Genomic DNA, 26836 nt, shown 5'->3' with positions numbered 1-26836 from the left:
CGTTCCAAATGCCGCACTGCAATAAACGGAGAAAAGCTATGTTCAAGCGTCGTCTACTCAGCTCATCAATCGCTATGGTTGCAGCTCTGGGTTCCCTTAACGTTTCAGCTCAAGAAAACTCAGGTGAAAGCCTGGAAATGCTGGAAGAGGTGATCGTTACGGGTGTTCGTGCCAGTGTTACCAAAGCGATTGATATTAAGCGTGAATCTATGCAGGTTATGGACTCCATTGTCGCTGAAGACATTGGTAAGTTGCCTGACAATAATGTTGTGGAATCTCTGCAGCGCGTGGCTGGTGTGCAGGTAACGAACCGCGCGAGCGGTGAGGTGAACACCGTCACCATTCGTGGTCTTACCGATGTAAGTACCACCATTAACGGTCGTACCATCTTTACCGCTTCTGGTCGTGATGTGGCACTAGCGGACATCCCGTCAACTTTGGTTAACCGTATCGATGTTATCAAAAACCGTTCGGCCGGCCAGTTTGAAAACGGGATTGCCGGTCAAATCGACGTGCAGACCTTCCGTCCTCTGGATTTTGACGGCTCTAAAGTGTCGGTTTCTGCTCGCGGCATTTATCTGGAAGAAGCGGAGTCGATCGATCCGGTCATCAGCGGCTTGTTCAGCAACACTTGGGACACCAGTGCCGGTGAATTCGGTGCACTGTTTAACGTGTCTTACGCCGAAACCACGTACCGTGATCAATCGGTAACTCCGGGTGCGCAAGTGGCCTTTATGACGGAAAATCCAACCGCACCATGGATCCCGTTAGAGCGTATTTTCCCCAATGATGGTCGCGCCGCCGAGCAACCCATTTGGACCCCAGGCTTGGATAATGGTCTGCCAATCGCACCAGGTTCTACGCTGAGCGTTAACGGTACCGACACCGAATACTATCTGTCTCGCGACGCTATGTTTATGGCTGACTACAATGGTGAGCGTGAGCGCCAGGCGGCCAACATATCTTTGCAGTGGGCGCCTAACGATGCGTCTACCTACACCTTTGAAGCTTTCTACAACGGCTTCCGCAACGAAGGTTTCAACTCGCTTAACTTCGCGTTTGTTGACTGGTGGGGTTCGTTGAGTGAGCTGGGTAATGTCGAAGATACCTTCGAGCTGTACGAAGGTACCAATGTTATTAAAGAGCGTACTGTTCGCAACCCCTGGACCTTCACTAGTGGTGATCAATCAACTGGTGAAACCGACTCATTCTTGTACGCCTTGGGCGGCGAGTGGGACTTTACCGATAACCTGCGCTTGAAGTCTGAACTGGTTTATCAGGACAGTACTTTTGAGTCCAGCTTTATCGCGATGCGTTCTGAAGGCGCCCGTCATCAAGTAACCGCCAACTTCAGTAATGACCCTAGTATGGTGTGGCGTGATAACCCAGACACGCCAGACGTTGATGAGAGTGATCTGACCGACATTAATGTCTTCCCTATGGCGCAAATGTACGACAGTGGTGAGAAGAATGAGGGTGAGGCACTCACCTTTACCGCTGACGGTGAGTACGACATGGATGGCTTCTTCCGCAAGTTTACTTTCGGTTTGCGCCACGATGATCGCGATTCTATGGAGTACTCTCGCAACCAGGATGCCGGAGTTTGTGCGGGTGCTAACACGACAGATGATCCAGCGAATTGTGATTTTGCCACCTATGGCGATGACATTGCTTATGTAAACGATGGCTTCCTGGACGGCGAGTTTGACGTGCCTAGCAGTTGGGCCGTGGCCAATGGTTATTACATTGCGGACAATCGTACACAGTTCCTGAATCTTTACGGCCTGGATCCTAACGACCCGCTGGTTGCAGAGTTCTCGGTTAACGAGGTCAATACCGCTTTGTACGCAACCGCCCAGTTTGAGGTTGACCTCGGTAGCATGCGACTGGACGGTGAAGTAGGTGCACGTTACGTTGATGTAACGACTGATACTGTTTTCACCGACAGCGTGACTTTGGAAACCACCGAAGGTACGACAGAAACCTCTGAGCTCCTGCCAAGCTTGGCGTTACGCCTGCACCTTACCGACGAGCTGTTGCTTCGTTTTGGTTATGGTGAAACTCTGCGTATGCCATGGTTCGGTGACCTGAACCCAACCATTACCTACAATGACGACATTACCGGTATTGGTTACGGTACTGCGAACGGTGGTAACTCTGACCTCGCTCCAACTACTTCGCAAAACCTTGACCTGTCTCTAGAGTGGTACTTCGGCGACGCCAGCAACGCCTATGTAACCCTGTTCCAGCGTGACATCGAAGGCTTGGTTATTGGATTCCGCAATCAGGTGACTCGCGATATCGAAGGTTATGAGGCTAACACCTTTATCTTGTCACAGCCTGATAACGCCTCTGATGGTGAGTTGTCGGGTGTCGAGCTGGGTATGAACTACTTCCCAGAGTTGGACGGCGCATTGGATGGTCTGGGCTTTCAGGCTGCGTTTACCTTTCTGGATTCAGAGCAAACTATTCCTGAGCTGAACGATCGCGGTGAGCAAATTGGCACTGAGACGGCAGACATTTTCGGTGTGTCGGATAAGTCTTACTCGCTGGCCGTGGTTTATGAGCGTGAAAGCTTTGATGCGCGCTTGGCTTACGTATGGCGCTCAGACTTCCTGTATGACAACGAAGCGGCGCTGTTTGCCAACCCAATTCGTCGCTACCGCGATGAGCAAAGCTCGCTGGATGCACAGATCAGCTACAATGTGACCGACGAGTTTGTTGTAACGTTTGATGCTGTAAACCTGACCGGAGAAGTGAATAAGAGCCGTTATGGCAACAGCCCTTACCACACCTTTGGTAACTGGAAAATTAGCCGCTCCTTCGCAGTTGGCGCGCGCTACTCCTTCTAATTCAGCTCTCTCGCTTGAGTTGATGGAGGTGGACCCCTCGGGGTCCATTCCGGCCTTCGGGCCGGATCGGCACCAAATTGCTAGGTGCCGGGCAGGCTGAAAACCTGCGTTTGTATTTCTGTAAAGTTTTGGTTTCGGCCGGGACTTTGGTTTTTTGCAGATATACATGGTCTCTTCTTTTTTGTTGCCCCCTTTTTAGGGGGCTTTTTTATGCTCCACGGTCCACCATAGTCTTGTGGGTACATTGCTTGGCTCTCTGGTGGTCATGTTAATGCAGGCGGGGTAAGTCTAAGCCGGTAGCATGTCCCGTGTGAGAACTATAGATGTAGGGCTGGCAGTAATCTCAAGCAATAAAATGTCACCGATGTACAAAATTAAAGTATGCCTTTAGTCGTTTTATCGCGCGGTCGAATAAAATTTCCCCGGAGTTAACAAGATGAAAAACATACATACATTTAGAGTGCTTAGCGCTTTACTGTTGCTCTGCGTATTCGCAAATATCGTGCACGCGGGCGCAATGGAACGTGTAACGGTAGAGCAGGGTGAGTTGCAAGGTTATACCGAGGGCGATCTAACCGTGTTTAAAGGGGTACCTTTTGCCAAGCCACCGGTCGGCGAGTTGCGCTGGAAGGCGCCGCAACCTCCGGCAAAATGGCAAGGTGTGCGCGAGGCGCTGGCGTATGCGCCGTCGCCCATTCAAGCCGGCGAACCTCCGGCCGGTAAAAGTGAAGATTGCCTTTACCTAAATGTATGGACACCGGCCCAAAAAAACACCGATAAACTGCCCGTATTGGTCTGGATTTACGGCGGCGGCTTTAGCTTTGGTACCTCTGCCGAGCTGTTAACCGATGGCACACACCTGGCAAACAAAGGTGTGGTGATGGTATCCATTGCTTATCGGGTAGGGCAGTTGGGGTTTCTTGCTCACCCCGAGTTGAGCGCAGAAAGCCCCCACAATGTATCGGGTAACTACGGTTTGTTGGACCAAATTGCCGCGTTGCAGTGGATTAAAGATAATATTGCCGCATTTGGTGGAGATCCGGATAAAGTTACTATTTTTGGTGAGTCGGCGGGTGGTATCTCGGTCAGTATGTTGGCCGCCTCACCTTTGGCTGAAGGTTTGTTTCAGGGAGCGATTTCGCAAAGTGGCGGCTCTTTTGGCCCATCGCGTAAACACAATTACCCAGGCGAAAATATGAACCTGCTGGCTCAGGCTGAAGCCGATGGGGTTAAATATGTTGAGGGTTTTGGTGCTAAGTCCATTGCCGAGTTGCGTAAAATGGACGCCGAGGACTTTATACCCAAGCAATGGTCAATGCCTGGCGGCTGGCCAATTGTGGATGGGCACGTGATACCCGGTGATCAGTTCGAAATGTATGAACAGGGGCATTTTAACGATGTGCCGGTTTTGGTGGGTTATAACTCAGACGAAGGTTTAATGTTTGTCAGAGGGGACGACCCCAAGCCGTTTCTCGATGGTCTTGATGCTCGCTATGGAAAATTTGCCGAACCTTTAAAGGCCGCTTTCGGTATCAGTGAAGATAAGCTCAATCGTAATGCCCGCAATCTGGTGCGCGATGCCGCTTTTGGTTGGCATACCTGGAGTTGGGCTCGGTTACAGGCTGCGCACGAAAAATCTCCGGCATATCTGTATTACTTTGATCAAAACCCGTCATTTCCGCAGGGCTCTCCCCGGCATGATCACGGCTCAACTCACGGGCAAGAAATAGCTTATGTATTCCAGCGCGTGGACGCGAGTAGGTCAGATGCCATGGCGTCGGACGCTGTGATCTCCGATGCAATGGCGACTTATTGGACCAATTTCGCCAAATACGGGCACCCGAACGGCAACGGTGTGCCCGTGTGGCCGGCGTATAAAACGGGCGCGCCAAATACCATGATTTTTGATCAGCAGCCCGAAGTGGGCACGGTGCCTGATAAAGAAGGCCTGCGTGTGCTGGATGAGTATTTCCAATGGCGACGCACGCCTGAAGGCAAAGAGTGGGCAAATCGCTGAGTCGAGATGCGGTGCCCGGGGCCGGTCAAATGTATGGTCTCGGATCGATTGGGTCCGAATAAGCTGGGTTTTGTTCCGAACGGTGCTAAATTGGCCACTTGTGTAACAAATGTACGACAAATTGTTGCAACGCCGGCGCGGAATCTATACCTTTAATGCCCTGAATTCAGTAATTTTGAGCAAGGTTTAATGGCAGTTCTCGAGAGAAATAATAATTTGTCGCAGCGTATGACCCAACAGTTGGGGCGTGCCATAGTCTGCGGTGATTACAGTCAGGGGGAAAGTCTGCCCACTGAGGCTGACCTGTGTGAGGAATTTGGCGTAAGCCGCACCGCAGTGCGCGAGGCGGTTAAAATGCTTTCGGCCAAAGGGCTAATCTCTAGCCGTCCGCGCCAGGGTATTCGGATTATGCCGGAAGAGGATTGGAATATTTTCGATTCCGACCTGTTAAGGTGGTCGCTGGAAGGCAACCCTTCGATGAGGGTGCTTAAAGAGTTTCTGCAAATGCGCATCGCTATTGAGCCAGAGGCGGCCGCATTGGCGGCGCGCTTTGCAAGGTCCGAGCGCAAGCAGGCTATTGGCGACGCTTTAGAGCGTATGCGGGTGGCGGCAGAAAACACTGAAAACGAGCTTGAGGCCGATATCGATTTTCATATCAGCATTCTCTACGCCAGTGAAAACCGCTTTTATATTCGTATGCGTGACTTTACGCGTACGGCGCTCAATGTGAGTATTCGTCACACTAACGTCATTAAAGCCAACCCCGATGGCGTTATCGAAGATCACGCCAAGGTCTACCACGCCATTTGCAGCGGCAACGCAGAGAGAGCCAAAAACGCCATGTTTCTGCTGATTGATGAAGCCTTAGGCTTTATCGAGCAAGAGCTGGAAAAGAACGGCGACGCTACCTAAACCGCAGTATCGCCTACGTCTGGGCGCGCCTTGCGTCCAGACAATCTCCTAGACATTATTAAGCCTGAGTTAAATGCCCTATAATGTGGTGAAATTCATTCCTCCTACATCTCTGGAGCCCCCCTTTTGAGTAAAAACCGAGTTCCACCAGCGGACCCATTCGCCGATCGTGAGGCGCAAAAATACGAAAATCCCATTCCCAGTCGCGAGCTGATTTTAGAGCTGCTCGACCGCCAGCCGGGCCCTTGCACTCACCCGGCGCTATGCGACCTTTTAGAGTTGACCTCAGAAGACGATATCGAAGCCTTGCGCCGTCGCTTAATTGCCATGGCTCGCGATGGTCAGCTCATCAGTAACCGCCGCGGCGCCTATGCCCGCGTTGATTTAATGGATGTCGTGCGCGCCCGCGTGCAGGGCCACCGCGATGGCTACGGTTTTGCTATTCCGGCCGATGGCGGCGACGATATTTACTTGCATAACCGCCAAATGCGCAAAGTCTTTGACGGCGACGAGGTGCTGGTGCGCCTGCAGGGCGAGAATTATCGCGGCCGTGAAGAAGGCGCCATTATTGAGGTGCTGACGCGCAACACCAAAACCCTTGCCGGCCGCTTTATTAAAGAAGACGGCGTGCAGTTTCTAAGCCCCGAAAACAATAGAGTCACTCAGGACATCATGATCGCGCAGGGCGATGAAATGGGCGCGGTATCGGGCCAGATTGTCGTGGTCGAGGTGACCCGCCAGCCGGAAAAACAACGCCCGCCGCAGGGCCGGGTCATTCAGGTGCTGGGCGACCATATGGCGCCAGGCATGGAAATTAAGTTGGCCATTGAGTCGCACGGCATTCCCAATCAGTGGGGTTTTGAAGCCTTGGCCGAGGCCGATGCGCTACCCGGTGAAGTTGCCGAAGGCGACAAATCCGGTCGTGTCGATTTGCGTGAATTGCCTTTTGTCACAATTGATGGCGAAGACGCTCGCGACTTTGACGATGCCGTGTATTGCGAGGCTAAAAAAGGCGGTGGCTGGCGCTTGTATGTGGCCATTGCCGATGTTTCCCACTATGTGCGGCCGGGCTCTGCATTGGATGCTGACTCTAAGCACCGCGCTACCAGTGTCTACTTTCCCGACCATGTTGTCCCCATGCTGCCGGAGAAAATCTCCAACGGTCTGTGCTCACTTAACCCACACGTTGACCGTTTGGTGATGGTGTGTGAAATGACCGTATCGGCTCAAGGCCTGGTCAGCGGTTATAAATTTTACGAAGGTATTATCCATTCTCACGCTCGCCTTACCTACACCCAGGTTGGCGGTGTGCTGGCGGGCGATGAGGCTTTGGTTGGTCAACTGAAGGACCGATTACCCGAAATTCATACCCTCAATGATTTGTACCAACAGTTGCGCGAGGCCCGCTCCGAGCGCGGAGCCATTGATTTTGAAACCGTTGAAACGCGCATTGTGTTTAATCAGGACCGCAAAATTGATGAAATTGTGCCGGTACGTCGCAACGACGCGCACAAAATAATTGAGGAGTGTATGTTGTGCGCCAATGTGTCGGCGGCGCGTTTCCTCGAGCAGCATGATTTAAAAGCGCTCTATCGCGTGCACCAGGGCCCAACCGCGCAGAAGATGGAAAATTTGCGCGAGTTTTTGGCTGAACTGGGGCTGGGTCTTCGCGGTGGTGACGAGCCGACCTCGGGTGACTATCAAGACCTGTTGGCCCAGGTGAGCGATCGCCCGGACGCCAATATGATTCAAACCGTTATGCTGCGCAGCTTGCGTCAGGCGGTTTATCAAGTGGAGAACGAGGGGCACTTTGGGCTTGGCTACGACGCCTATGCGCACTTTACCTCGCCCATTCGTCGCTACCCGGATTTGCTGGTGCATCGCGCTATTCGTTCTGTGGTGCGCTCTGAGAGTGCGTCCAAGCACGTGGTGCGCATTGACGGTGTGAAGCCAATTCCACTGCAGAAAATATTTCCCTACGATATTACCGATATGGCCGCACTCGGTGAGCACTGCTCTTTGTCTGAGCGCCGCGCCGACGAGGCAACACGCGATGTCGTGAGCTGGCTTAAATGCGAATATTTGCAGGATAAGGTCGGTGACGTTTTTGAGGGGGTGGTCAGCTCTGTAACTGGGTTTGGCCTGTTTGTTGAGCTGGTGAATATATACGTCGAAGGTCTGGTGCATGTGACCTCCCTGCCGCACGACTACTACCGCTTTGATGCCGCTAAGCACCGCTTGGTGGGTGAGCGAACTCGCCAGGTGTTTGGTCTGGGGGATGAGCTTACGGTACGCGTGGTTCGCGTTAGTCTGGACGAGCGCAAGATTGATTTTGAGCTGGATGCCGTTAAGCACAAAAGGCGCTCCAGCAAGGCTCCTGCAAGCAAGGGGGCGGGGCGTTCTAAGTCTGGCAAAGGTGGTCGCAAATCACCTGATTCTAACGGCAGCCACAAATCTCGCCATAAGTCGGCGGACATTCCTAAGCCACGTAAGAGGAAGTTGAGCAATGGCCCTAAAACCGGCGCGCAAGCTGATTCTAAGAAGAAAGCTTCGCAGGTTCGATCGACGCAAGCTAAGCCACCGGCTGAAAAGCGATCTTTACTTGCGCAGGCAACAGCGGGACTTAAGAAAACGTTGGCGAGATTTAAAAAGAAGCCTTAGGCGTACCAATGCCATGCTTTTTTGGAGTGATAAATACGGCGGCAATAACGCTGCCTCCGAGGTAGACGACGGTGAGTAAAACAGAAACCCTGTACGGCGTGCACGCCGTGCAGGCGGTGCTAAAAAGTCAGCCCGAGCGCGTACTGAGCTTAATGGTATTGCAGGGGCGCAGTGATCAGCGTGTGCAAAAACTGTTGGGCGTGGCGCGTCAAAATGGCATTGCCATTGAAGAGGCTTCGCGTAAAAAAATGGACGCGCTGGCGGCAGACGCCAATCATCAGGGTATTATTGCGCTGGCCCGCCCGGGACAGCAGTACGACGAGCATTACTTGCACGAGTTACTGGAAAATTTGGACGAGCCTGCGTTTTTACTGGTGTTGGATGGGGTTACCGACCCGCATAATTTGGGTGCCTGCATGCGCTCGGCCGATGCGGCCGGTGTACACGCCGTCATTGCCCCCAAAGACAACTCGGCGGGGCTTAACCCAACGGCCCGCAAGGTCGCCTGTGGTGCCGCGGAAGTAGTACCCTTTATACCGGTCACCAATCTGGCGCGCGCCCTGGAAAAACTCAAAGAGCGCGGCGTTTGGGTAAAAGGTGCAGCGGGTGAGGCTGAGGATACCGTTTACAGTGCGGATTTGACCGGTCCGCTGGCACTGGTTATGGGGGCTGAAGGGAGTGGCTTGCGCCGTTTAACCCGAGAGACCTGCGATGGCTTGGTCAAAATCCCTATGGTTGGCACCGTAAGCAGTTTGAATGTGTCGGTCGCAACCGGTGTGTTTCTGTTTGAGGCGATGCGCCAGCGTATGTAATTGGGTTCACTTTGACGGCTAGGCCGATCGCAAAGAAATACCGCCTTCGGGCGGTTTTCTGTTTATGCCCCACGGGTATTGGCAATCGCCAGAATCACTAAAAGAATTAAGAATGCCGAACTTTTGTGCTAATATGCGCGCAACTTGCGCCAAGTGAGGCCTTTTCATGCACTGTCCGTTTTGCAGCGCCGAAGAAACCAAAGTGATAGATTCGCGTCTGGTCGCCGAAGGTGATCAGGTTCGCCGTCGTCGCGAATGTCTCGCTTGTCACGAACGCTTTACTACCTATGAGGTGGCTGAGCTGGTGATGCCTCGCATTATTAAGCAAGATGGCACCCGCGAGCCCTTTGATGAAGCCAAGCTGCGCGCGGGCTTGCAGCGGGCGCTGGAAAAGCGTCCGGTGTCGGTGGAGGCTATTGAAACATCGATAGCCAACATCAAACACTTTCTGCAGGCCACAGGTGAGCGCGAAGTAAAATCCCGTCGCCTGGGTGAAAAGGTAATGGACGAGTTGCGTAATCTGGACGAGGTCGCGTATGTGCGTTTTGCCTCGGTCTATCGCAGCTTTAAAGACTTGCACGAGTTCCGCCAAGAGATCGACCGCCTTGAGGGGCAAGAGCGGGACTCGCTCGAAACGCCCTAAATTTCTGTATGACGAATCCCAACATGAATGACAGCGTCTACATGGCCGAGGCGCTTAGCCTCGCTCGCCGTGGTATTTACACCGTAACCCCCAATCCGGCGGTCGGCTGCGTACTGGTGCGCGACGGAGTCGTGATTGGTCGCGGTTGGCACAAGCAAGCCGGCGGTCACCACGCGGAAATCAACGCCATGCGCGATGCCTGCGAGCAGGCAGGGCTAGACCCGAACGACGCGCAGGCGCGTAACCAGGCCTGTGCCGGAGCCGATTGCTATGTCACGCTGGAGCCCTGCAGCCATACCGGGCGCACCGGACCCTGCGCTGCAGCGCTGATTGAGGCTGGCATTGCACGGCTTGTCTACGCCATGGAGGATCCGAACCCCCAAGTGGCGGGACGCGGACTCGAAATGTTGGAGGACGCCGGGATTGCCGTGGCAGGCCCGGTACTTGAAGATGAAGCCCTGGCACTCAATCGCGGCTTTGTCCGCCGTATGAGTCGTGGGCGCCCCTGGATGCGCTGCAAGTTGGCAATGAGTCTGGATGGGCGCACCGCTATGGAAAGCGGAGAGAGCCACTGGGTGACCGCCAGACGCGCTCGCGAAGATGTGCAACGCCTGCGCGCGGCCAGCTGCGCCATTGTTTCCGGGGTAGATACCGTGTTACTGGACAAAGCATCGTTAACGGTGCGCCGGGAAGATTGGTTAGAGGCGCCAGAGGGCGAGGAAATCCGCCAACCGCTGCGGGTGGTACTGGATTCCACGGGGCGGTTAACCGCCGATGCGCCACTGGTGCAGCTGCCATTTCCTATACTGCTAATACATACAGAGGAAGTTGACGCCTCAGGCTGGCCTGATCACGTCGAGCACCTGGTTGTGCCCGCGCGCGATGGGCGGGTCAGCCCACTGGCCGTCGTGCAAGAGCTGGCTAAACGCGGTATTAATGAAGTATTGGTGGAAGCCGGCGCGAAAGTCGCCGGCAGCTTTTTGCGTTTGGGGCTGTTGGACGAGTTGATTATTTACATGGCGCCCAAATTATTGGGCAACAAAGCGCGCGGCTTGTTTGATTTGCCGATTGACGCTATGGCGGGCCAATTGCCGCTGGAAATTAAAGACATGCGCGCCGTTGGTCAGGATTGGCGGATAACCGCTGTTCCCGATTTCGATTCTTAACAGTTATGTTGGTAGGGTAAAGCGAAGCGTGTTTACAGGCATTATTGAAGCGATAGGCGAGATTGTAGCGGTTACCCCGAAAAGCGGGGATATAAGCCTCCATGTTCGCACCGGGAAACTGGATTTGGCCGATGTGGCGCTGGGCGATTCCATTGCGACCAATGGCGTGTGTCTAACGGTGATGGAGCTACCCGGAGATGGCTATCGAGCCGACGTGTCGCGAGAGAGCTTGTCTTTGACCACTATCGGGCATTGGCGCCCGGGAACGCCGGTTAATTTGGAAAAAGCGCTGCTGCCTACTACACGCCTTGGTGGGCACATTGTCAGTGGCCACGTTGACGGTATTGGCGAGGTTGTCAGTCGCAAGCCCGACGCACGTTCCGAGCGTTTTACCCTGCGGGCGCCGGCCGAACTGGCTAAATATATTGCGCACAAAGGCTCGATAACCGTGGATGGCACCAGCTTGACCGTGAACAAGGTCGACGGCTGCGAGTTTGAACTCAATATCGTGCCACATACGCTTGCCGAGACTATTATGGGAAGCTACCAGGCCGGCAGTCTGGTGAATTTGGAAGTGGATGTGCTGGCGCGCTATTTAGAGCGCCTATTGCAAGGCAACCCTGCGGCCGCGAGCGGTGGGATTACCGAATCATTTTTAACCGAACACGGCTTTAATAAGTGATGGAATTGAATACTGTAGAAGAGCTATTGGATGATTTGCGCCACGGCAAGATGATCATCCTAATGGACGACGAAAATCGCGAAAATGAAGGCGACCTGATTATGGTGGCCGAACAGGTGCGGGCCGAAGACATAAATTTTATGGCCAGCCATGCGCGCGGTTTGATTTGTTTGACCCTCACGCCCGAGCGTTGCATGCAGTTGGGCCTGCCATTAATGGTGCAGGACAACAAGGCTAAACACTCCACCAACTTCACCACCTCCATTGAGGCGGCCGAAGGGGTAACCACCGGTATCTCTGCCGCCGATCGTGCGCGCACTGTGCGAGTGGCGGTCGCGGCAGAGGCCAAACCCGCAGACATCGTGCAGCCGGGTCATATTTTTCCGATTATGTCGCAACCGGGCGGCGTTATGAGCCGGGCCGGGCACACCGAGGCCGGTTGTGACCTTGCCCGCATGGCGGGCTTCGAGGCGGCAGCGGTCATTGTTGAGGTAATGAATCCGGACGGCTCTATGGCCCGGCGCCCCGAGCTGGAAGAGTTTGCCAAAACCCACGGCTTAAAAATTGGCACTATTGCCGAGCTGATACATTATCGGGCCACCAAAGAGCAAACGGTGGAGTGTATCAACCAGCGCACGGTGCAAACCCAGTACGGCGAATTTGATTTGCATACCTACCGCGATACCGCACGGGGCGACCTGCACTTTGCTTTTGTTAAAGGCGAAGTTAAGCCGGGTGATACCACCTTGGTGCGCGTGCATGTTATGGATACGGCGCGCGATTTATTGGCTCTAAAGCGCCCGGCGGTTGACGGCGTGAGCTCCTGGGCCTACGGCGCAGCGCTAGACTACATCAGTGAGCAGGGGCACGGTGTATTGGTGTTAATTTGCCACGACGAGTGCACCACCGATGTCGAAGAGTCCATTGACTGGTTATTGTCCGGCCGCCAGCAGCGTCGCAGTCAGGATGTGGTTTACAAGCAAGTGGGCACCGGCTCGCAAATACTGCGCGATTTGGGTGTTGGCAAGATGCGGGTTATGTCGGCCCCTATGCGCTTTTCGGCGCTGTCAGGGTTTGACCTGGAAGTGGTTGACTACGTCAGCCCGGAATCGAATTGAATTGAACAGCAAGTGAGAATCTTATGAGCATTAATGTCATTGAAGGGGATTTTTCTGCCTCTAGTGGTAAGTACGCTTTAATCGTAAGCCGTTGGAACAGCTTTGTGGTTGAAAGCCTGAAGGACGGCGCCTTGGATACTTTGCGCCGTCACGGCATCAGCGATGATCAGGTTGCCATCTACTACGCGCCGGGCGCTTTTGAATTTCCGTTGGTAGCGCAAAAAATTGCCGCCAAGGGAGAGTACGATGCGATTATTGCCTTGGGCGCCGTGATTCGCGGTGGTACGCCACACTTCGATTATGTGGCGGGCGAGTGCACCAAGGGCTTGGCCCAGGTGTCTCTTAACGCGGGTGTGCCTATTACTTTTGGTGTGCTGACGGTGGATACCATCGAGCAGGCCATCGAGCGCTCGGGTACCAAAGCGGGCAACAAAGGCGTTGAGGCGGCCTCAACCGCGCTCGAAATGGTTTCTCTGTTGGGTAAAGTATAATGACAGACAGCAATACCCTTTCGCCTTCGGCTCGTCGCAAGGCGCGCCACTATGCCATGCAAGGGCTCTACCAGTGGAAACTGTCCGGTAATAGCGTCAATGTTATCGAGGCATCTTTTCGCGCCGATTACGATATGAAAAATGTCGATGTGGCTTATTTTCACGAGTTGCTGCACGAAGTGCCAGCGCGTCTGGACGAAGTGCAGGCTGTTTTCGTGCCACACTTGCAAGATCGCAGTGATGAAGAGCTGGACCCAATCACTGAGGCGCTGTTGCGTCTGGCGAGCTACGAACTCAAATACCGTATCGATGTTCCTTACAAAGTCGTCATCAACGAAGCGGTTGCGCTGGCGAAGAAATTCGGTGCAACTGACAGCCACAAGTTCGTAAACGGTGTGCTGGATCGTGCAGCCGCGCAAGCCCGGTCTCTGGAAGTTTCGGCCAATCGCGGCCAGAGATAGACTGTGGCCGGCGGCGAGTTCGAGCTGATCAATCACTACTTTAAGCCGGCACCGGAAGACTTGGTGGCAGACGATGTAGTGTTGGGTATTGGCGACGACGCGGCGCTGGTGCAGCCGCCTACAGGTGAGCTTCTGGCGGTGGCAACCGATACGTTAGTGGCCGATGTTCACTTCCCGGCCGACGCCGATGCCGCGTTGATCGCCGAGCGCAGTATGCGGGTAAATCTCAGTGACCTCGCCGCCATGGGGGCCGAGCCGCGCTGGTTTACCCTGGCTCTGACCCTTCCCGGAGATTGGGACGGCGAGAAGCGTCAGCACTGGGTGGCCGGGTTTAGCCGCGCCCTCAAATCCTGCGCGAACACTTTCGGTTGTACCTTAATTGGCGGTGATACCACCCGAGGGCCCCTCAGTGTTGGCATTCAAATGCTGGGCAGTGTTCCAGCGTCTCAGGCTTTGCGTCGCGACGGCGCAGGGCTCGATGACTTTGTCTTAGTGACGGGAGTTCTGGGGGATGCTGCAGCGGCATTGACCGTTCTAGATGAACCCGCCAGCGACCGCAATGATTATTTGCGTGGCCGCTATTATAAGCCTACGCCGCGTATCGCTGAGGGAAAATACTTGCGCGGTATTGCCTCCAGTGCACAGGACATCTCCGACGGATTACTCGCCGACCTAGGTCATATTTGCTTTGCCAGCGATGTCGCGGCCGAGTTAGATTTGGCCCAACTGCCGTTCAGTGAAGTGCTCGCCGAGCAACCGCAAGCAGAAGCTATCGAGCATGCCATCGCCGGCGGGGATGACTACGAGCTGGTGTTCACTGTGCCCCCTGAGAATATGCCTGAGCTTGCCATGTTGCAGGCGGCGGGCAAGGTGCAGGCCACAGTCATTGGTCGTATTGTCAGCGGAGCCGGCGTGCACTGTGAGCTCGATGGCGCGCCCTATTACAGCAACGCAACCGGATACAAGCATTTTTAGTTATGGCCAACTCATTTCCTAAACCCAGCTTGCGTCAGCTGCTGACCAACCCCAACCACTTCTTTGCCTTTGGTTTCGGTTCCGGACTGGCACCGAAAGCTCCGGGCACATTTGGCACCATTGCCGCGCTGCCCATTTATTGGTTGATCAGTGATATCCCAGTGTGGGCCTACCTGACAGTGTTGATCGTCGGTTTCGCTGTCGGTGTTTATTGGTGCGAGCGCAGCTCGCGCGCGCTGGGGGTGCACGATCACCCAGGCATCGTTTGGGATGAGTTTGTCGGCTATTGGATAACTATGTTTTTGGCGCCCAGTGGCTGGCAGTGGATGTTGGTCGGGTTTATTTTATTTCGGCTGTTTGATATCGCCAAGCCTTGGCCCGTGTCGCTGGCCGATAAAAAGATCGACGGCGGTCTGGGTATAATGGTGGATGATGTGTTGGCTGGCGTTTATGCTTGGTTAGCGTTGCAGGCGTGCGTCTGGGGATGGACATACTTCGCTTAAACACGGATGCAAAAATTCAAGGAGAGTATAGGCATGTGCCACTTACATAAAACACTGATTGCTCTGTGGCGGTCAACTCTCGTACTGGCGTTATGTGCCATAACGAGCCAGGTAGTGGCGGCCGATCTGTCGGCGAAAATGTTGGCAAATGGCACCGCACTGATTGAAATCAATGGCAAGCAGCGCATGCTGCGCGCCGGGCAAACAAGCCCTGAGGGCGTTACCTTAGTGAGCTCCTCGCGTGCGGGTGCAGAGGTGGAGTTTCAAGGGCAAACCTACAATCTCACTCTGGAGCGTCGTATCGCCACCAGCTTCGAGGAGGCCGCCAGCGCCGAAGTGCGCATCAGCAGTGGTCAGGGTGGGCACTATGAAACCAAAGGGTATATCAACGGTATGCCTGCGGACTTTCTGGTGGACACCGGTGCGACTTCCGTGTCAATGAGTGGCCAACATGCCGAAGAGCTTGGACTTAACTACTTGTCGGGAAATCCTCTGCAAGTGTCGACGGCGAACGGTGTCACCACCGCTTACGGAATTTGGCTCGACAGTGTGGCGGTAGGTTTGATTGAGATTAAGCATGTGGAGGCCGTGGTGATACCCGGCAATTCACCACGTACCATATTACTCGGCAACAGTTATTTGGGGCTGGTTGATATGAGCACGGAAAATGGGGTGTTGGTGTTAAAATCGCGCCTCTGAACGCTGGGTAAGTCGTGAAGTGAATGCTTCACTAACATCCCCTCAAAAAACGAGAAAGAGAGTCATCGGTGACAGTAACTTTTGTTGAATCTTCCAAATTGCCCACGCCTTGGGGAATGTTTGTGATGCATGGCTTTGCGGATAGTTCCCTGGATAAAGAGCATGTGGTCTTGACCATGGGCGAAATCACGTCAGACGAACCAGTGTTGGCTCGCGTGCACTCGGAATGTTTAACCGGTGATGCGTTATTTAGTATGCGTTGTGACTGTGGACCACAGTTACAGGCGGCCATGCACAAAATTTCAATTGTTGGCCGCGGCGCTATTTTTTATCTGCGTCAAGAAGGCAGGGGCATTGGCTTATTGAATAAAATCAAAGCCTACCACTTGCAAGATTGCGGGGCCGACACTGTAGAGGCGAACGAGCAGCTGGGTTTTGGCGCGGATATGCGCGATTACAGTATTCTCAAGCCGATGATGGATCACCTGAATATTGAATCCTTAAAATTAATGACCAATAACCCACGCAAAGTTAAGGCGTTGGAGGATATGGGAGTGGCGATTGTCGAGCGAATCCCGCATCAGACGGGCCGGAACCCGCACAATGCCAAGTACCTGGAAACCAAAAAAGGTAAGCTTGGCCACCTGTTTGAAGACGATAACGACGCACAGTCATAAACCAATTAGATTGATAAAGGTATAACAATGGCGACACGTATTGCCGTGACCGGCGCGGCCGGCCGTATGGGAAAAATATTAATCGAGGCGGCGGTTAAGTCGGAGTCGGCTGAACTTACCGCCGCCATAGTCCGTCCTGGTAGCTCCCTAGTGGGTGTCGATGCCGGCGAATTAGCGGGAGTTGGTAAAGTGGGTGTAAAGGTTACCGATAGCCTGGCGGATGTAGTAGATCAATTCGATGCCATTATCGACTTCACGTCGCCGGCGGCGACACTGGCCAACGCAGCGCTGTGCGCTGACCATGGTAAAGCCATGGTGATTGGTACCACGGGTTTCAGTGACGATGAAAAAGCCGAACTGCTTGCGTTCCAGGCAAAAATCCCCCTGTGTTTAGCGGCCAATTTTAGTACTGGTGTTAACCTTTGCTTTAAATTGTTGGAAACCGCTGCGCGTGTAATGGCCGCGGAGTCGGACATTGAAATAGTCGAAGCTCACCATCGGCATAAAGTGGACTCACCTTCGGGAACCGCGCTGCGTTTGGGAGAAGTTATTGCCGAAACCACCGGGCGTGATCTGAAAAAAGTTGCGGTTTACGGCCGCGAAGGCATTAGCGCTGAGCGAGATCGCGACACCATCGGATTTGCTACGGTTCGTGGCGGCGATGTCGTCGGTGAGCACACAGTTATGTTTCTTGCCGATGGGGAGCGTGTTGAGATCACCCATAAAGCTTCTAGCCGTTTGGCGTTTGGTCATGGCGCTGTGCGTGCCGCGAGCTGGCTTTTGACAAAAAACTGTGGCCTGTTCGATATGCAGGATGTACTGGATCTAAAGTAAGCCTCTATCCGCCTTAGGATAAAATACCAAGGGATATTATGAGCATTCAAGCCATGGCAGCCTCTGTCAAGCAGCCTTATTTTCCTCACATCGATGGTCTGCGGGCCATCGCAGTGCTTAGCGTTATACTTTTCCATTTAGAGATTACGTTGTTCTCCGGTGGTTTTATCGGGGTTGATGTGTTCTTTGTTATCTCTGGCTATTTGATTACAGCCCACATTCGTACCGCGGTAACTCAAGGGTACTTCAGCTTCGGTTGGTTCTATGCCAAGCGAGCAAGGCGCTTGCTGCCAGCCATGTTAGTGACGTTTTTGGCCACAATTGGTGTGGCGTGGTTTATTCTGCCCGCCCCCAACTTTGAAAGGCTGGGTCTGGAAGCTTTATTTGCGCTGTTTTCAGTGTCGAATTTTTTGTTCTGGAATGAATCTGGCTATTTTGATACGGCCTCTACTCTTAAACCGTTGTTGCATACATGGAGTTTGTCGGTTGAGGAGCAGTTTTATATATTTTGGCCAATTTTGCTGTGTTTTATTCGGCGAGAAAGTGCGGTTTTTCTAACTTTGCTAGGGTTAGGCTGCATTAGTTTAATCGGTGCCCAGTGGTTGGTAGCAAAGCAGCCTGAGCTGGTGTTTTACATGATGCCATTTCGTATTGTTGAGTTTTCAATAGGCGGAATGTTGGTATGGCTAGAACAGCGACATCAGAAGTCATATCGTTGGCGTGAGTGGCTGGTGGCAGTTGGTTTGATTGCCATTATCGCACCTATTTTTTTATACAATGAAAAAACCACATTTCCTGGTTTGATGGCCGTTATTCCTTGTGTAGGTACGGCCTTGGTAATTGCGTTTGGTGCAAAGTCGATACTGGCTGCCCCGTTGCGTTGGGCCCCCGTTGCGTATGTTGGCCTTATTTCCTATTCTCTGTATTTAAATCATTGGCCTCTAATCGTTTTATATAAATATTTGTCCAATCATTTTGCCGTTGTCGACAAATTGCTGTTGCTTGTTGTATCCATTGTGTTGGCGGTGTTGATGTATCACTTTGTCGAAACTCCATTTCGGCGAAAGCGAGTTAAGTGGGCATCGGGCAAATCCTTTGCGACATTGGCCGGCACTGCCGCAATTCTTGTTGTTACCGCGTCGGCATTCGTCATTGTCAACAATGGTATGCCAGAGCGTTTCGATCGTCCGCAGCTGCTTGAAAGTGATATTGAGGCCGGTAAAAAAAACCGGTTCCAGCTGATTTCTGATGACTGTCGCGAAAGAGGTTGGAGTGCCTGCAATGAGCCGGTAGAGAATGTAGAGCGGAATGTACTTGTTATTGGCGATAGCCATACGGTAGATGGGTACAACATATTGCGGATTGCTTACCCAGAGCAGCACTATATCAATATTTCACTCGGTGGCTGTCCACCTACAGTAAATGATACGTTGAGCAAAATATGGGAAGGTTGGTCAAAGCTTGAAGAGTGTGATCAGCTCAACAAAGAAAGGCTGGATCCCGATTTCTTGAAGAATTTCAGTACAGTGGTGATTGCATTGTACTGGGGACGATATCAGCCCCAGCATTTACAAGAGACGTTGGAGTACATTGAACGTGTTGCTGATGTAAAGGTGGTTGTCTTCGGAAACTTTTTTGCACTGAGCAAGCCAATGCCCGATTTATACAATCAAAATATTGACCCGCGCGTAACCCCTCAGGTGGTCAAGAGCTTCGCTCTCTTTGAGGAGGATCTGGCTAAACTTGCCGAAAATCGCTACATCTTTGTTAGTAAGAAATCTCTATTGTGTGGTGATGAAAGCATAGTGAGCTGCCAGCTCGAATTTTCCGGGGCGCCATTCAGCTACGATGACCACCATATGAGCTACGAAGCTACTTTCCACGCTGCAAAGGTATTGCATGACGAGCATCCCAACTGGGCAGATTTTATAAATCGATAAGTCAAAATATTACTGTTTTCGTGGCTTGGTGTATTGGATTTAAGGAGTGATTAGTGAAGGGGGCAGGCTTTTATTGCACGGCTGTCTCTATTCGTGATTGTTTTAATAGTAGCGCACTCGGCTCTATCAGGTGGGTCGGTCAGAATTTGTGCGAGCCCTTGTATGTAAGTCGCCGGATTATCAGGGCGGCTTATATCGACGGGGGTGTGGAAGCGCTACTTTTAGGAAGTGTGGTAGTACTTGCTTGTTGTCGTTTGCAAAGCTCAGTGAGCCTGAACTGCTCACTGAAATGACATACTATGCCGAAGCCAGCGATTGGCCAAGTATTGCAGATAAATAAGGTGGCGACTCTTTATCTGCTAAATCGGCAATTACTTAATCGCCTGTTCAGCTTTAGCGTATAGTTGACGCAGTTGCAGTGCTTTTACGGTTGCGTCTTGCTTAGTTGGGTCGCTGGCAATGCTTGCCAATGCTTCATTCAGAAGCGCATATTGCGTGTAAGGAGAAAGCCCTGTCAGCTCAAGTGCCCAAACGCCTAGCTGGTGACTCGCCGTGGGTTTCCAGCGGCTCGATATCGGGAAATTGGCAAATGCGAAAGCGGGGGTGTCTTGTTGCCAGTCGGCTCTGCCATCGACAAAAGTGATCTGCTTGTAAATGTGTTTCAATTTGGGCAGGTGATCACCAAAAAACACCACCAACGTTGGCCGCTCACGATTTTTTATGTATTCCTGTAAGCGTTGCATTTGCGTCATAGCATTTTGGGCGTGATAGATATATTCGCGCCATTCTTCCGCAGCTTTTGCGTCGAGCTCACTGGGCGCCTCAATACCATCGCGTCTTTGTGTGTCGAGAACGTCTCGCTTTACAAAGGGGCCGTGCCCCTCCATTGAAATAGCCATGATAAATTGCGGGCTGTTGTCTTGCTCAAGTGTTTTTGTGACCTGGTTTAACAGTGTCGAGTCGGAAATAAATATTCCTTCTCTTTTGGGAGATTTGAAGTCTTGTTTACTGAAGAATTGATCGAATCCTAATAAAGGCATGGCGCGGTTGCGCTGCCACATACTCGCGTTGTTTGGGTGTATAGCGGTTGTCGTGTAACCCAGGCGAGCTAAAGACCAGGCAATCGAACTGTGTTGTTGTCTGACGATGGACATGTAGGGATAATCCTTGGTGCCCAAATCGTGGTAGGGAATGGCCGTCAGCACCTCGAATTCTGTGCGTGTGGTATTGCCGCCAAAGGTGGGTACGTCTATTACACTTTGTTCTTCAGTACTTTGCAGCATATAACAGAGCTCGGGTAGATAGTGACAGCGATCCACACCCGCAATAATACTGGGGTCAAAAAAGCTCTCGCCTAGCCACAACACAATATCGGGTTTTATCGCAGGCGCCCCTAGTGCTGTCGTCTGGGGGGGGAGGCTCGCGACAAAGTCGTCAATTAACGCATGATCGACGCTGGGAAGGTCAAATTTGGTCGAGCGAGCGCCGCTCACCAAAGAGGCCATGAGTCCTTGATCTTGGGCAATGGCTTCAGTCGCCCACGGTTTGGCGCCATGGGCGCGGTCACCATAAAGGGGGCTTGTGGCATCCAGAGGGTGGCTAATGGTAAATAACCCTACCGCTCCTATGAGCACTAATAGTGCCCCCTGCCACCAAGGTTGGGGTCGCTCAAACCTGGAAATTGCCACCGCGATCAGCAGCACCAACCCGAGAGTGATTAAAGCACCTATCGGGGCGTATTCTGACAGTAAGTCCCAGTTGGTAATTGTCTGTGGGGCCAGAAAAGCGTCAGCGAATATCAGCGGCTGGCTTAGGTGGCTTAGCTTGAGGTGGTGCGCCGAGAAAATTAGGAAGAGCACCGCTGTGCACACCACAGCCGCGGTTAGCGGTCTGCGAGTGAGCCCGAGAGCGAGTATGTAGGCCAAAATGACGGGAGTACAGTTTGCGGCCAGCTTCAGTGGGGAGCTGGAGAAGTTAATGCTGGGGTCAGCTAGCAGGGCGGCGGCGCAGAGCGTTAAAGCGAACGTAATGATGAGTACTGGCCGTGACAGCATAGAGCTTCCTTGAGGTGATTAAAGTCCAGACGTTAATGTTTTCCGATCTCAATGTGGCCAGCATTGTAATCTAATGGTCACAATTCTGAAACAAAGTGCCGCGCTACAGAAGGCGCCGATCGATCGATTATTTCTCAGGGGGGAGGTTTTGGGTGGACAATTGGAGCTCGGTTGCCTAAAATACGCGGTTAGTTGCATTAACCCAAGCCGCGCCAGTGGTCGCCACAGAATAGTGAACAATAAGCGAGATGAAGCCCGATGTTTCATCTCGCTTTTTTGCAACTTGCGGCCGGGCTTTAATTATTCCGAAGAAGCAGTAACCCCGCCAACGCACCTGTCCGGTGTGGTCGCTTCGCTCGGCATAAAGAAAGTGAATTTTTAGGAGGTTGACTTGATTACAGGGCCCCACAGACCCGCTTTACTGGTCCTTGAAGACGGCAGCGTTTTCAAAGGTACTGCCATCGGTGCTGACGGAATGTCCGTTGGTGAGGTGGTGTTTAATACCTCCATGACCGGCTACCAGGAGATTCTCACCGATCCTTCCTACGCCCGCCAGATCGTGACTCTGACGTACCCCCATATTGGTAATACTGGCACCACGCCAGAAGATGAAGAGTGTGAGAACATCTGGTCTGCAGGTTTAGTGATTCGTGACCTACCGGCGCGCTCCAGTAATTTCCGCCAAACCCAAAGCCTCGGTGACTACCTGAAAGACAAGAATGTGGTGGGTATCGCCGATATCGACACCCGCCGTCTTACCCGCATTTTGCGAGATAAAGGCGCGCAGAACGGCTGTATTATCGCCGGCGAGGTGGACGAAGCTAAGGCACTGGAAGCGGCTAAAGCGTTCCCGGGCCTGAAGGGAATGGATTTGGCCAAGGAAGTGACCTGTAAAGAGTCCTATACATGGCGCGAAGGCAGCTGGAAGCTTGGCGAAGGCCATAGCGATGCCAACCCCAGCGCCTTTAAAGTAGTGGCTTACGACTTCGGTGTTAAGCGCAACATTCTGCGTATGCTGGCCGATCGCGGCTGCGACGTTACCGTTGTGCCCGCGCAAACTCCGGCCAGTGACGTACTGGCGATGAATCCCGATGGTATATTCCTAGCCAATGGCCCCGGTGACCCGGAGCCGTGCGATTACGCCATTGCCGCGATTAAGGAAATTTTGGATACCGATATTCCGGTATTCGGTATCTGCCTTGGCCATCAGTTGTTGGCGCTCGCCTCTGGCGCGAAAACGCTAAAAATGAAGTTTGGCCACCACGGCGGCAACCACCCGGTGCAGGACTTAGAGTCTGGTCAGGTCATGATTACCGCGCAGAACCACGGTTTTGCGGTAGATGAGACAAGCTTACCCGCAAACCTTAAAGCGACGCATAAGTCACTGTTTGATGGTTCCTTGCAGGGTATTCATCGCACCGATAAGCCGGCGTTTAGTTTTCAGGGTCACCCTGAGGCGAGCCCGGGCCCGCACGATGCCGACGGTCTGTTTGACCACTTTGTAGAGTTGATGGAAAACGCGAAACGGTGACAGAAGGGCAAAGCCCAGTCTAACCACCGAGCAACCTTTAAACCGATTCGCCAAGCGAGACAGACATGCCAAAACGTACCGACATTAACAGCATTTTGATTCTGGGCGCAGGCCCCATTGTGATAGGCCAGGCCTGTGAGTTCGATTACTCCGGCGCCCAGGCTTGTAAAGCCTTGCGTGAAGAGGGCTACCGGGTGATTCTGGTGAACTCTAACCCGGCGACCATTATGACCGATCCCGCCATGGCCGACGCGACCTATATTGAGCCCGTCGAGTGGGAAACGGTCGCTAAGATCATCGAAAAAGAGCGCCCCGATGTAGTGCTGCCTACCATGGGCGGTCAAACCGCATTGAATTGTGCACTCGATTTGGCGAAAAACGGCGTTTTGGAGAAATTCAATGTCGAGCTAATTGGAGCGAAAGAAGAAGCCATTAACATGGCGGAAGATCGCGATTTGTTTGATAAGGCCATGAAGCGAATTGGTCTTGAATGCGCGCGCGCCAAAATTGTCCATACCATGGATGAAGCGTTAGAGGTGCCCAAAGAGTTTGGCTTCCCCTGTATTATTCGTCCTTCCTTCACAATGGGCGGTTCCGGTGGCGGTATTGCTTATAATTGGGAAGAGTTCGAAGAAATTTGCACGCGTGGGCTCGACTTGTCCCCCACCAATGAGCTTTTGATTGACGAATCCCTGCTCGGTTGGAAAGAGTACGAAATGGAAGTGGTCAGGGACAAAAACGATAACTGTATTATCGTCTGTTCCATTGAAAACTTCGACCCCATGGGCGTCCACACCGGTGATTCTATTACCGTGGCGCCGGCGCAAACGCTGACCGATAAAGAGCTGCAAATTATGCGCAACGCCTCGCTGGCGGTGCTGCGTGAAATCGGTGTTGAAACCGGCGGCTCCAATGTGCAGTTTGCGGTCAACCCAGAAGATGGCCGCTTGGTCGTAATCGAGATGAACCCGCGGGTGTCTCGCTCGTCCGCGCTGGCCTCTAAGGCTACCGGCTTCCCAATTGCTAAGGTGGCTGCGAAGCTGGCGGTGGGTTACACCCTGGATGAACTGCAAAATGACATCACAGGCGGTGCAACCCCGGCCTCGTTTGAGCCATCTATTGATTATGTTGTGACCAAGGTGCCTCGCTTTACGTTCGAAAAGTTTGGCGATGCCGATGCCCGTTTGACCACCCAGATGAAATCCGTGGGTGAGGTGATGGCCATTGGTCGTACGCTGCAAGAGTCTATGCAAAAAGCCCTGCGCGGCCTGGAAGTGGGCTCTTCCGGGTTTGAGTCGAAGTTGGACTTGAGCGCCGATGAAACCCCCGCACGTATTCGCCGTGAGCTGAATACGCCAGGAGCCGAGCGCATCTGGTATGTCGGCGACGCTTTCCGTCTCGGTATGACCGTTGATGAAGTGTTTGAGGCGTCCTCCATTGACCCTTGGTTCCTGGAGCAGATTCACGAGTTAATTGAGCTCGAGCAAAAAGTTCGCGCCGTTAAATTAGCTGATTTGAGCTACGACGATTTGCGTATGCTCAAGCGCAAAGGCTTCTCGGATAAGCGTCTGGCTTTGTTGCTCGGTGTGAAAGAGGCCAAAGTGCGTGCGGCTCGCCATGAAATGAACATTCGCCCGACCTACAAACGCGTGGATACCTGTGCGGCAGAGTTCTCGACCTCAACCGCCTATATGTATTCAAGCTACGACGAAGAGTGCGAATCGGCGCCGTCAGATAAAGATAAAATTCTGGTAATCGGCGGTGGCCCGAACCGTATTGGTCAGGGTATCGAGTTTGATTACTGTTGCGTACACGCGGCACTGGCGATGCGCGAAGACGGCTATGAGACCATCATGGTGAACTGTAATCCAGAAACCGTCTCCACCGATTACGACACCTCGGACCGCTTGTACTTCGAGCCGATTACGCTCGAAGACGTTTTGGAAATCGTCGACAAAGAAAAGCCCAAAGGTGTGATTTTGCAATTTGGTGGTCAAACACCGCTGAAGCTTGCTCGCGCCCTTGAGGCGGAAGGAGTGCCTATTCTAGGTACTAGCCCGGATGCCATCGACCGCGCCGAAGACCGCGAGCGTTTCCAGCAAATGATTGAAAAGCTGGAACTGTTGCAACCACCTAATGCGATTGTGCGTTCACTGGAAGAAGCTTTGATTAGCGCCGAGAAAGTCGGCTATCCGCTGGTGGTTCGTCCATCCTATGTGTTGGGCGGTCGCGCCATGGAAATTGTGTATAAAGAAGAAGAGTTGCGCACCTACATGCATTCGGCCGTTCAGGTGTCTGAAGATGCGCCGGTATTGCTGGATCACTTTCTGAGCGCAGCGATTGAAGTTGATATCGATGCGGTCAGTGACGGCAAGCAAGTGGTGATTGGCGGTATTATGCAGCACATTGAACAGTGCGGTGTACACTCCGGTGACTCAGCCTGTTCACTGCCTCCTTACTCGCTGCCCGCCGACGTGCAAGACTTGATGCGCGAACAGGTTAAATCCATGGCCATTGAGCTGGGTGTGGTGGGTCTGATGAATACTCAGTTGGCGTATCAAGACGGCCAAATTTACGTGATTGAGGTTAACCCTCGCGCTTCGCGTACCGTACCTTTTGTATCTAAGTGTGTGGGTGTGTCGCTGGCGAAAATTGCCGCGCGCTGTCAGGCCGGTACTTCGTTGGCTGATCAAGGCTTTACCTCTGAGATTGTGCCCTCTTACTTTAGTGTGAAAGAGGCGGTGTTCCCGTTCAATAAATTCCCGGCGGTCGACCCCATTTTGGGGCCAGAAATGAAGTCCACCGGTGAAGTCATGGGTGTCGGCGCAACCTTTGGCGAGGCTTACGCCAAAAGTCAGTTGGGCGCCAACAGTAAACTGCCCGACGGCGGTAAAGTGTTTGTCAGTGTGCGCGATGTCGACAAGCCAGGTGTGGTAGCGGTGAGCCAACAGTTAATCGATCTGGGCTTTTCTCTGGTGGCGACGCGCGGTACCGCTAAGGTTTTGAGTGATGCCGGTGTTGATGTTGAGACGGTCAATAAAGTGGGTGAAGGTCGTCCACATATTGTCGACAGGATTAAAAACGACGGTATTGATCTGATTATTAATACCACTGAAGGCCGCCAGGCAACACGCGACTCTGCATCCATCCGTCGCAGCGCCGAAGCGCACAATGTTTATTACACCACTACTTTGGCCGGTGGTGAGGCTGTGTGTATGGCACTGCAGCAAGGCAAAGAGATTCAGGTTCGCCGCCTGCAAGATTTGCACAAGGAGGCAACGCAATGAAGAAAGTCCCTATGACTGTTGAGGGCGCAGAAGCCCTGCGCGTTGAACTTGACGACCTGAAAAAAGTACAGCGTCCGCGTATTATTGAGGCCATTGCCGATGCGCGCGAACACGGTGACTTGAAAGAGAACGCCGAGTACCACGCCGCGCGTGAGCAACAAAGCTTTTGTGAAGGCCGGATTCAGGAAATCGAAGGCAAGCTGGCCGATGCCCAGGTGATCGATGTTAAATCCATCGCTCGCACCGGGAAAGTTATCTTTGGCACTACGGTAACCATTATTAACGTCGAAACCGACGAAGAGAAAACCTACCGTATTGTTGGTGACGATGAGGCCGATGTGAAGGTCAACAAAATCTCAATCAGCTCGCCTATCGCGCGCGCGCTCATCGGTAAAGAAGAAGGCGATGTCGTGTTAGTGAAAACCCCCGGCGGCGATGTCGAGTACGAAATTGATTCGGTGGAGCATCTTTAACGGGTAACGGCCTACGGGGAGCGGGGAACGCAGTCGTTTCCCATCTTC

Annotated in this window: 21 protein-coding genes; 20 read left to right on the top strand and 1 reads right to left on the bottom strand. The window is 52.9% G+C overall.

Annotated features, from left to right (window positions below):
• The first annotated feature begins 38 nt into the window (after positions 1-38).
• The 17 genes from QWI17_RS15435 (at position 39) to QWI17_RS15355 (ending at position 19443) form a co-directional block, all read left to right on the top strand.
• Complete coding sequence (locus QWI17_RS15435) at positions 39-2852, top strand: TonB-dependent receptor (RefSeq protein WP_302723416.1); 2814 nt, start codon at positions 39-41, stop codon at positions 2850-2852.
• A gap of 436 nt (positions 2853-3288) precedes the next feature.
• Positions 3289-4869 carry a carboxylesterase/lipase family protein gene (locus QWI17_RS15430; protein WP_302723415.1) on the top strand — a complete coding sequence of 527 codons (1581 nt, stop codon included), beginning with the start codon at positions 3289-3291 and terminating at the stop codon, positions 4867-4869.
• A 189-nt stretch (positions 4870-5058) separates the two neighbouring features.
• Positions 5059-5781 carry a FadR/GntR family transcriptional regulator gene (locus QWI17_RS15425; protein ID WP_302723414.1) on the top strand — a complete coding sequence of 241 codons (723 nt, stop codon included), beginning with the start codon at positions 5059-5061 and terminating at the stop codon, positions 5779-5781.
• A 126-nt stretch (positions 5782-5907) separates the two neighbouring features.
• Complete coding sequence (gene rnr, locus QWI17_RS15420) at positions 5908-8442, top strand: ribonuclease R (RefSeq protein WP_302723413.1); 2535 nt, start codon at positions 5908-5910, stop codon at positions 8440-8442.
• Positions 8443-8513: 71 nt separating this feature from the next.
• Positions 8514-9254: a 23S rRNA (guanosine(2251)-2'-O)-methyltransferase RlmB gene (rlmB, locus tag QWI17_RS15415; RefSeq protein WP_302723412.1), complete on the top strand. Its 741-nt coding sequence runs from the start codon at positions 8514-8516 to the stop codon at positions 9252-9254.
• A 166-nt stretch (positions 9255-9420) separates the two neighbouring features.
• Entirely contained in the window at positions 9421-9897 is a 477-nt protein-coding gene (gene nrdR, locus QWI17_RS15410) for a transcriptional regulator NrdR (protein WP_302723411.1), read from the top strand.
• A gap of 23 nt (positions 9898-9920) precedes the next feature.
• Positions 9921-11063, top strand: coding sequence for a bifunctional diaminohydroxyphosphoribosylaminopyrimidine deaminase/5-amino-6-(5-phosphoribosylamino)uracil reductase RibD (gene ribD, locus QWI17_RS15405; protein ID WP_302723410.1), 1143 nt, complete (start codon positions 9921-9923; stop codon positions 11061-11063).
• Positions 11064-11091: 28 nt separating this feature from the next.
• A complete protein-coding gene (locus tag QWI17_RS15400; RefSeq protein ID WP_302723409.1) occupies positions 11092-11745 on the top strand; it encodes a riboflavin synthase in 654 nt (217 codons plus the stop codon).
• Positions 11745-12863 carry a bifunctional 3,4-dihydroxy-2-butanone-4-phosphate synthase/GTP cyclohydrolase II gene (ribBA, locus tag QWI17_RS15395; protein WP_302723408.1) on the top strand — a complete coding sequence of 373 codons (1119 nt, stop codon included), beginning with the start codon at positions 11745-11747 and terminating at the stop codon, positions 12861-12863. The genes QWI17_RS15400 and ribBA overlap by 1 nt, the downstream gene beginning before the upstream one ends.
• A gap of 23 nt (positions 12864-12886) precedes the next feature.
• Positions 12887-13354: a 6,7-dimethyl-8-ribityllumazine synthase gene (gene ribH / locus QWI17_RS15390; protein ID WP_302723407.1), complete on the top strand. Its 468-nt coding sequence runs from the start codon at positions 12887-12889 to the stop codon at positions 13352-13354.
• Entirely contained in the window at positions 13354-13815 is a 462-nt protein-coding gene (gene nusB, locus QWI17_RS15385; protein ID WP_302723406.1) for a transcription antitermination factor NusB, read from the top strand. The genes ribH and nusB overlap by 1 nt, the downstream gene beginning before the upstream one ends.
• 3 nt (positions 13816-13818) lie before the next feature.
• The gene (gene thiL, locus QWI17_RS15380) at positions 13819-14790 is read left to right on the top strand and encodes a thiamine-phosphate kinase (RefSeq protein ID WP_302723405.1); all 972 of its coding nucleotides are present in this window, start codon (positions 13819-13821) and stop codon (positions 14788-14790) included.
• 2 nt (positions 14791-14792) lie between these two features.
• A complete protein-coding gene (locus tag QWI17_RS15375) occupies positions 14793-15293 on the top strand; it encodes a phosphatidylglycerophosphatase A family protein (protein ID WP_302723404.1) in 501 nt (166 codons plus the stop codon).
• A 33-nt stretch (positions 15294-15326) separates the two neighbouring features.
• A complete protein-coding gene (locus tag QWI17_RS15370) occupies positions 15327-15992 on the top strand; it encodes a retropepsin-like aspartic protease family protein (RefSeq protein WP_302723403.1) in 666 nt (221 codons plus the stop codon).
• A gap of 68 nt (positions 15993-16060) precedes the next feature.
• Entirely contained in the window at positions 16061-16669 is a 609-nt protein-coding gene (gene ribA / locus QWI17_RS15365; RefSeq protein WP_302723402.1) for a GTP cyclohydrolase II, read from the top strand.
• 27 nt (positions 16670-16696) lie between these two features.
• Complete coding sequence (gene dapB / locus QWI17_RS15360) at positions 16697-17503, top strand: 4-hydroxy-tetrahydrodipicolinate reductase (protein WP_302723401.1); 807 nt, start codon at positions 16697-16699, stop codon at positions 17501-17503.
• 38 nt (positions 17504-17541) lie between these two features.
• On the top strand, positions 17542-19443 hold the full coding sequence (locus QWI17_RS15355; RefSeq protein WP_302723400.1) for an acyltransferase family protein: 1902 nt from the start codon (positions 17542-17544) through the stop codon (positions 19441-19443).
• A gap of 371 nt (positions 19444-19814) precedes the next feature.
• Here the strand turns inward: QWI17_RS15355 and QWI17_RS15350 are convergent, their stop codons facing one another.
• Positions 19815-21497, bottom strand: coding sequence for an LTA synthase family protein (locus tag QWI17_RS15350; RefSeq protein ID WP_302723399.1), 1683 nt, complete (start codon positions 21495-21497; stop codon positions 19815-19817).
• A 391-nt stretch (positions 21498-21888) separates the two neighbouring features.
• On the opposite strand from QWI17_RS15350, the gene carA reads away from it, so the two are divergent.
• The 3 genes from carA to greA all read left to right on the top strand — a co-directional run bounded on the left by carA (position 21889) and on the right by greA (position 26788).
• Entirely contained in the window at positions 21889-23028 is a 1140-nt protein-coding gene (gene carA / locus QWI17_RS15345; protein WP_302723398.1) for a glutamine-hydrolyzing carbamoyl-phosphate synthase small subunit, read from the top strand.
• Positions 23029-23093: 65 nt separating this feature from the next.
• Complete coding sequence (gene carB / locus QWI17_RS15340) at positions 23094-26315, top strand: carbamoyl-phosphate synthase large subunit (RefSeq protein WP_302723397.1); 3222 nt, start codon at positions 23094-23096, stop codon at positions 26313-26315.
• Positions 26312-26788: a transcription elongation factor GreA gene (gene greA / locus QWI17_RS15335; RefSeq protein WP_302723396.1), complete on the top strand. Its 477-nt coding sequence runs from the start codon at positions 26312-26314 to the stop codon at positions 26786-26788. The genes carB and greA overlap by 4 nt, the downstream gene beginning before the upstream one ends.
• The last annotated feature ends 48 nt before the right edge of the window (positions 26789-26836 follow it).

Origin of the sequence: Gilvimarinus gilvus (assembly GCF_030518155.1) — a bacterium.
In the GTDB taxonomy this organism is placed as follows: domain Bacteria; phylum Pseudomonadota; class Gammaproteobacteria; order Pseudomonadales; family Cellvibrionaceae; genus Gilvimarinus; species Gilvimarinus gilvus.
Note: the sequence above shows the minus strand (reverse complement) of the source record. Positions and strands in the feature narration are given on the sequence as shown.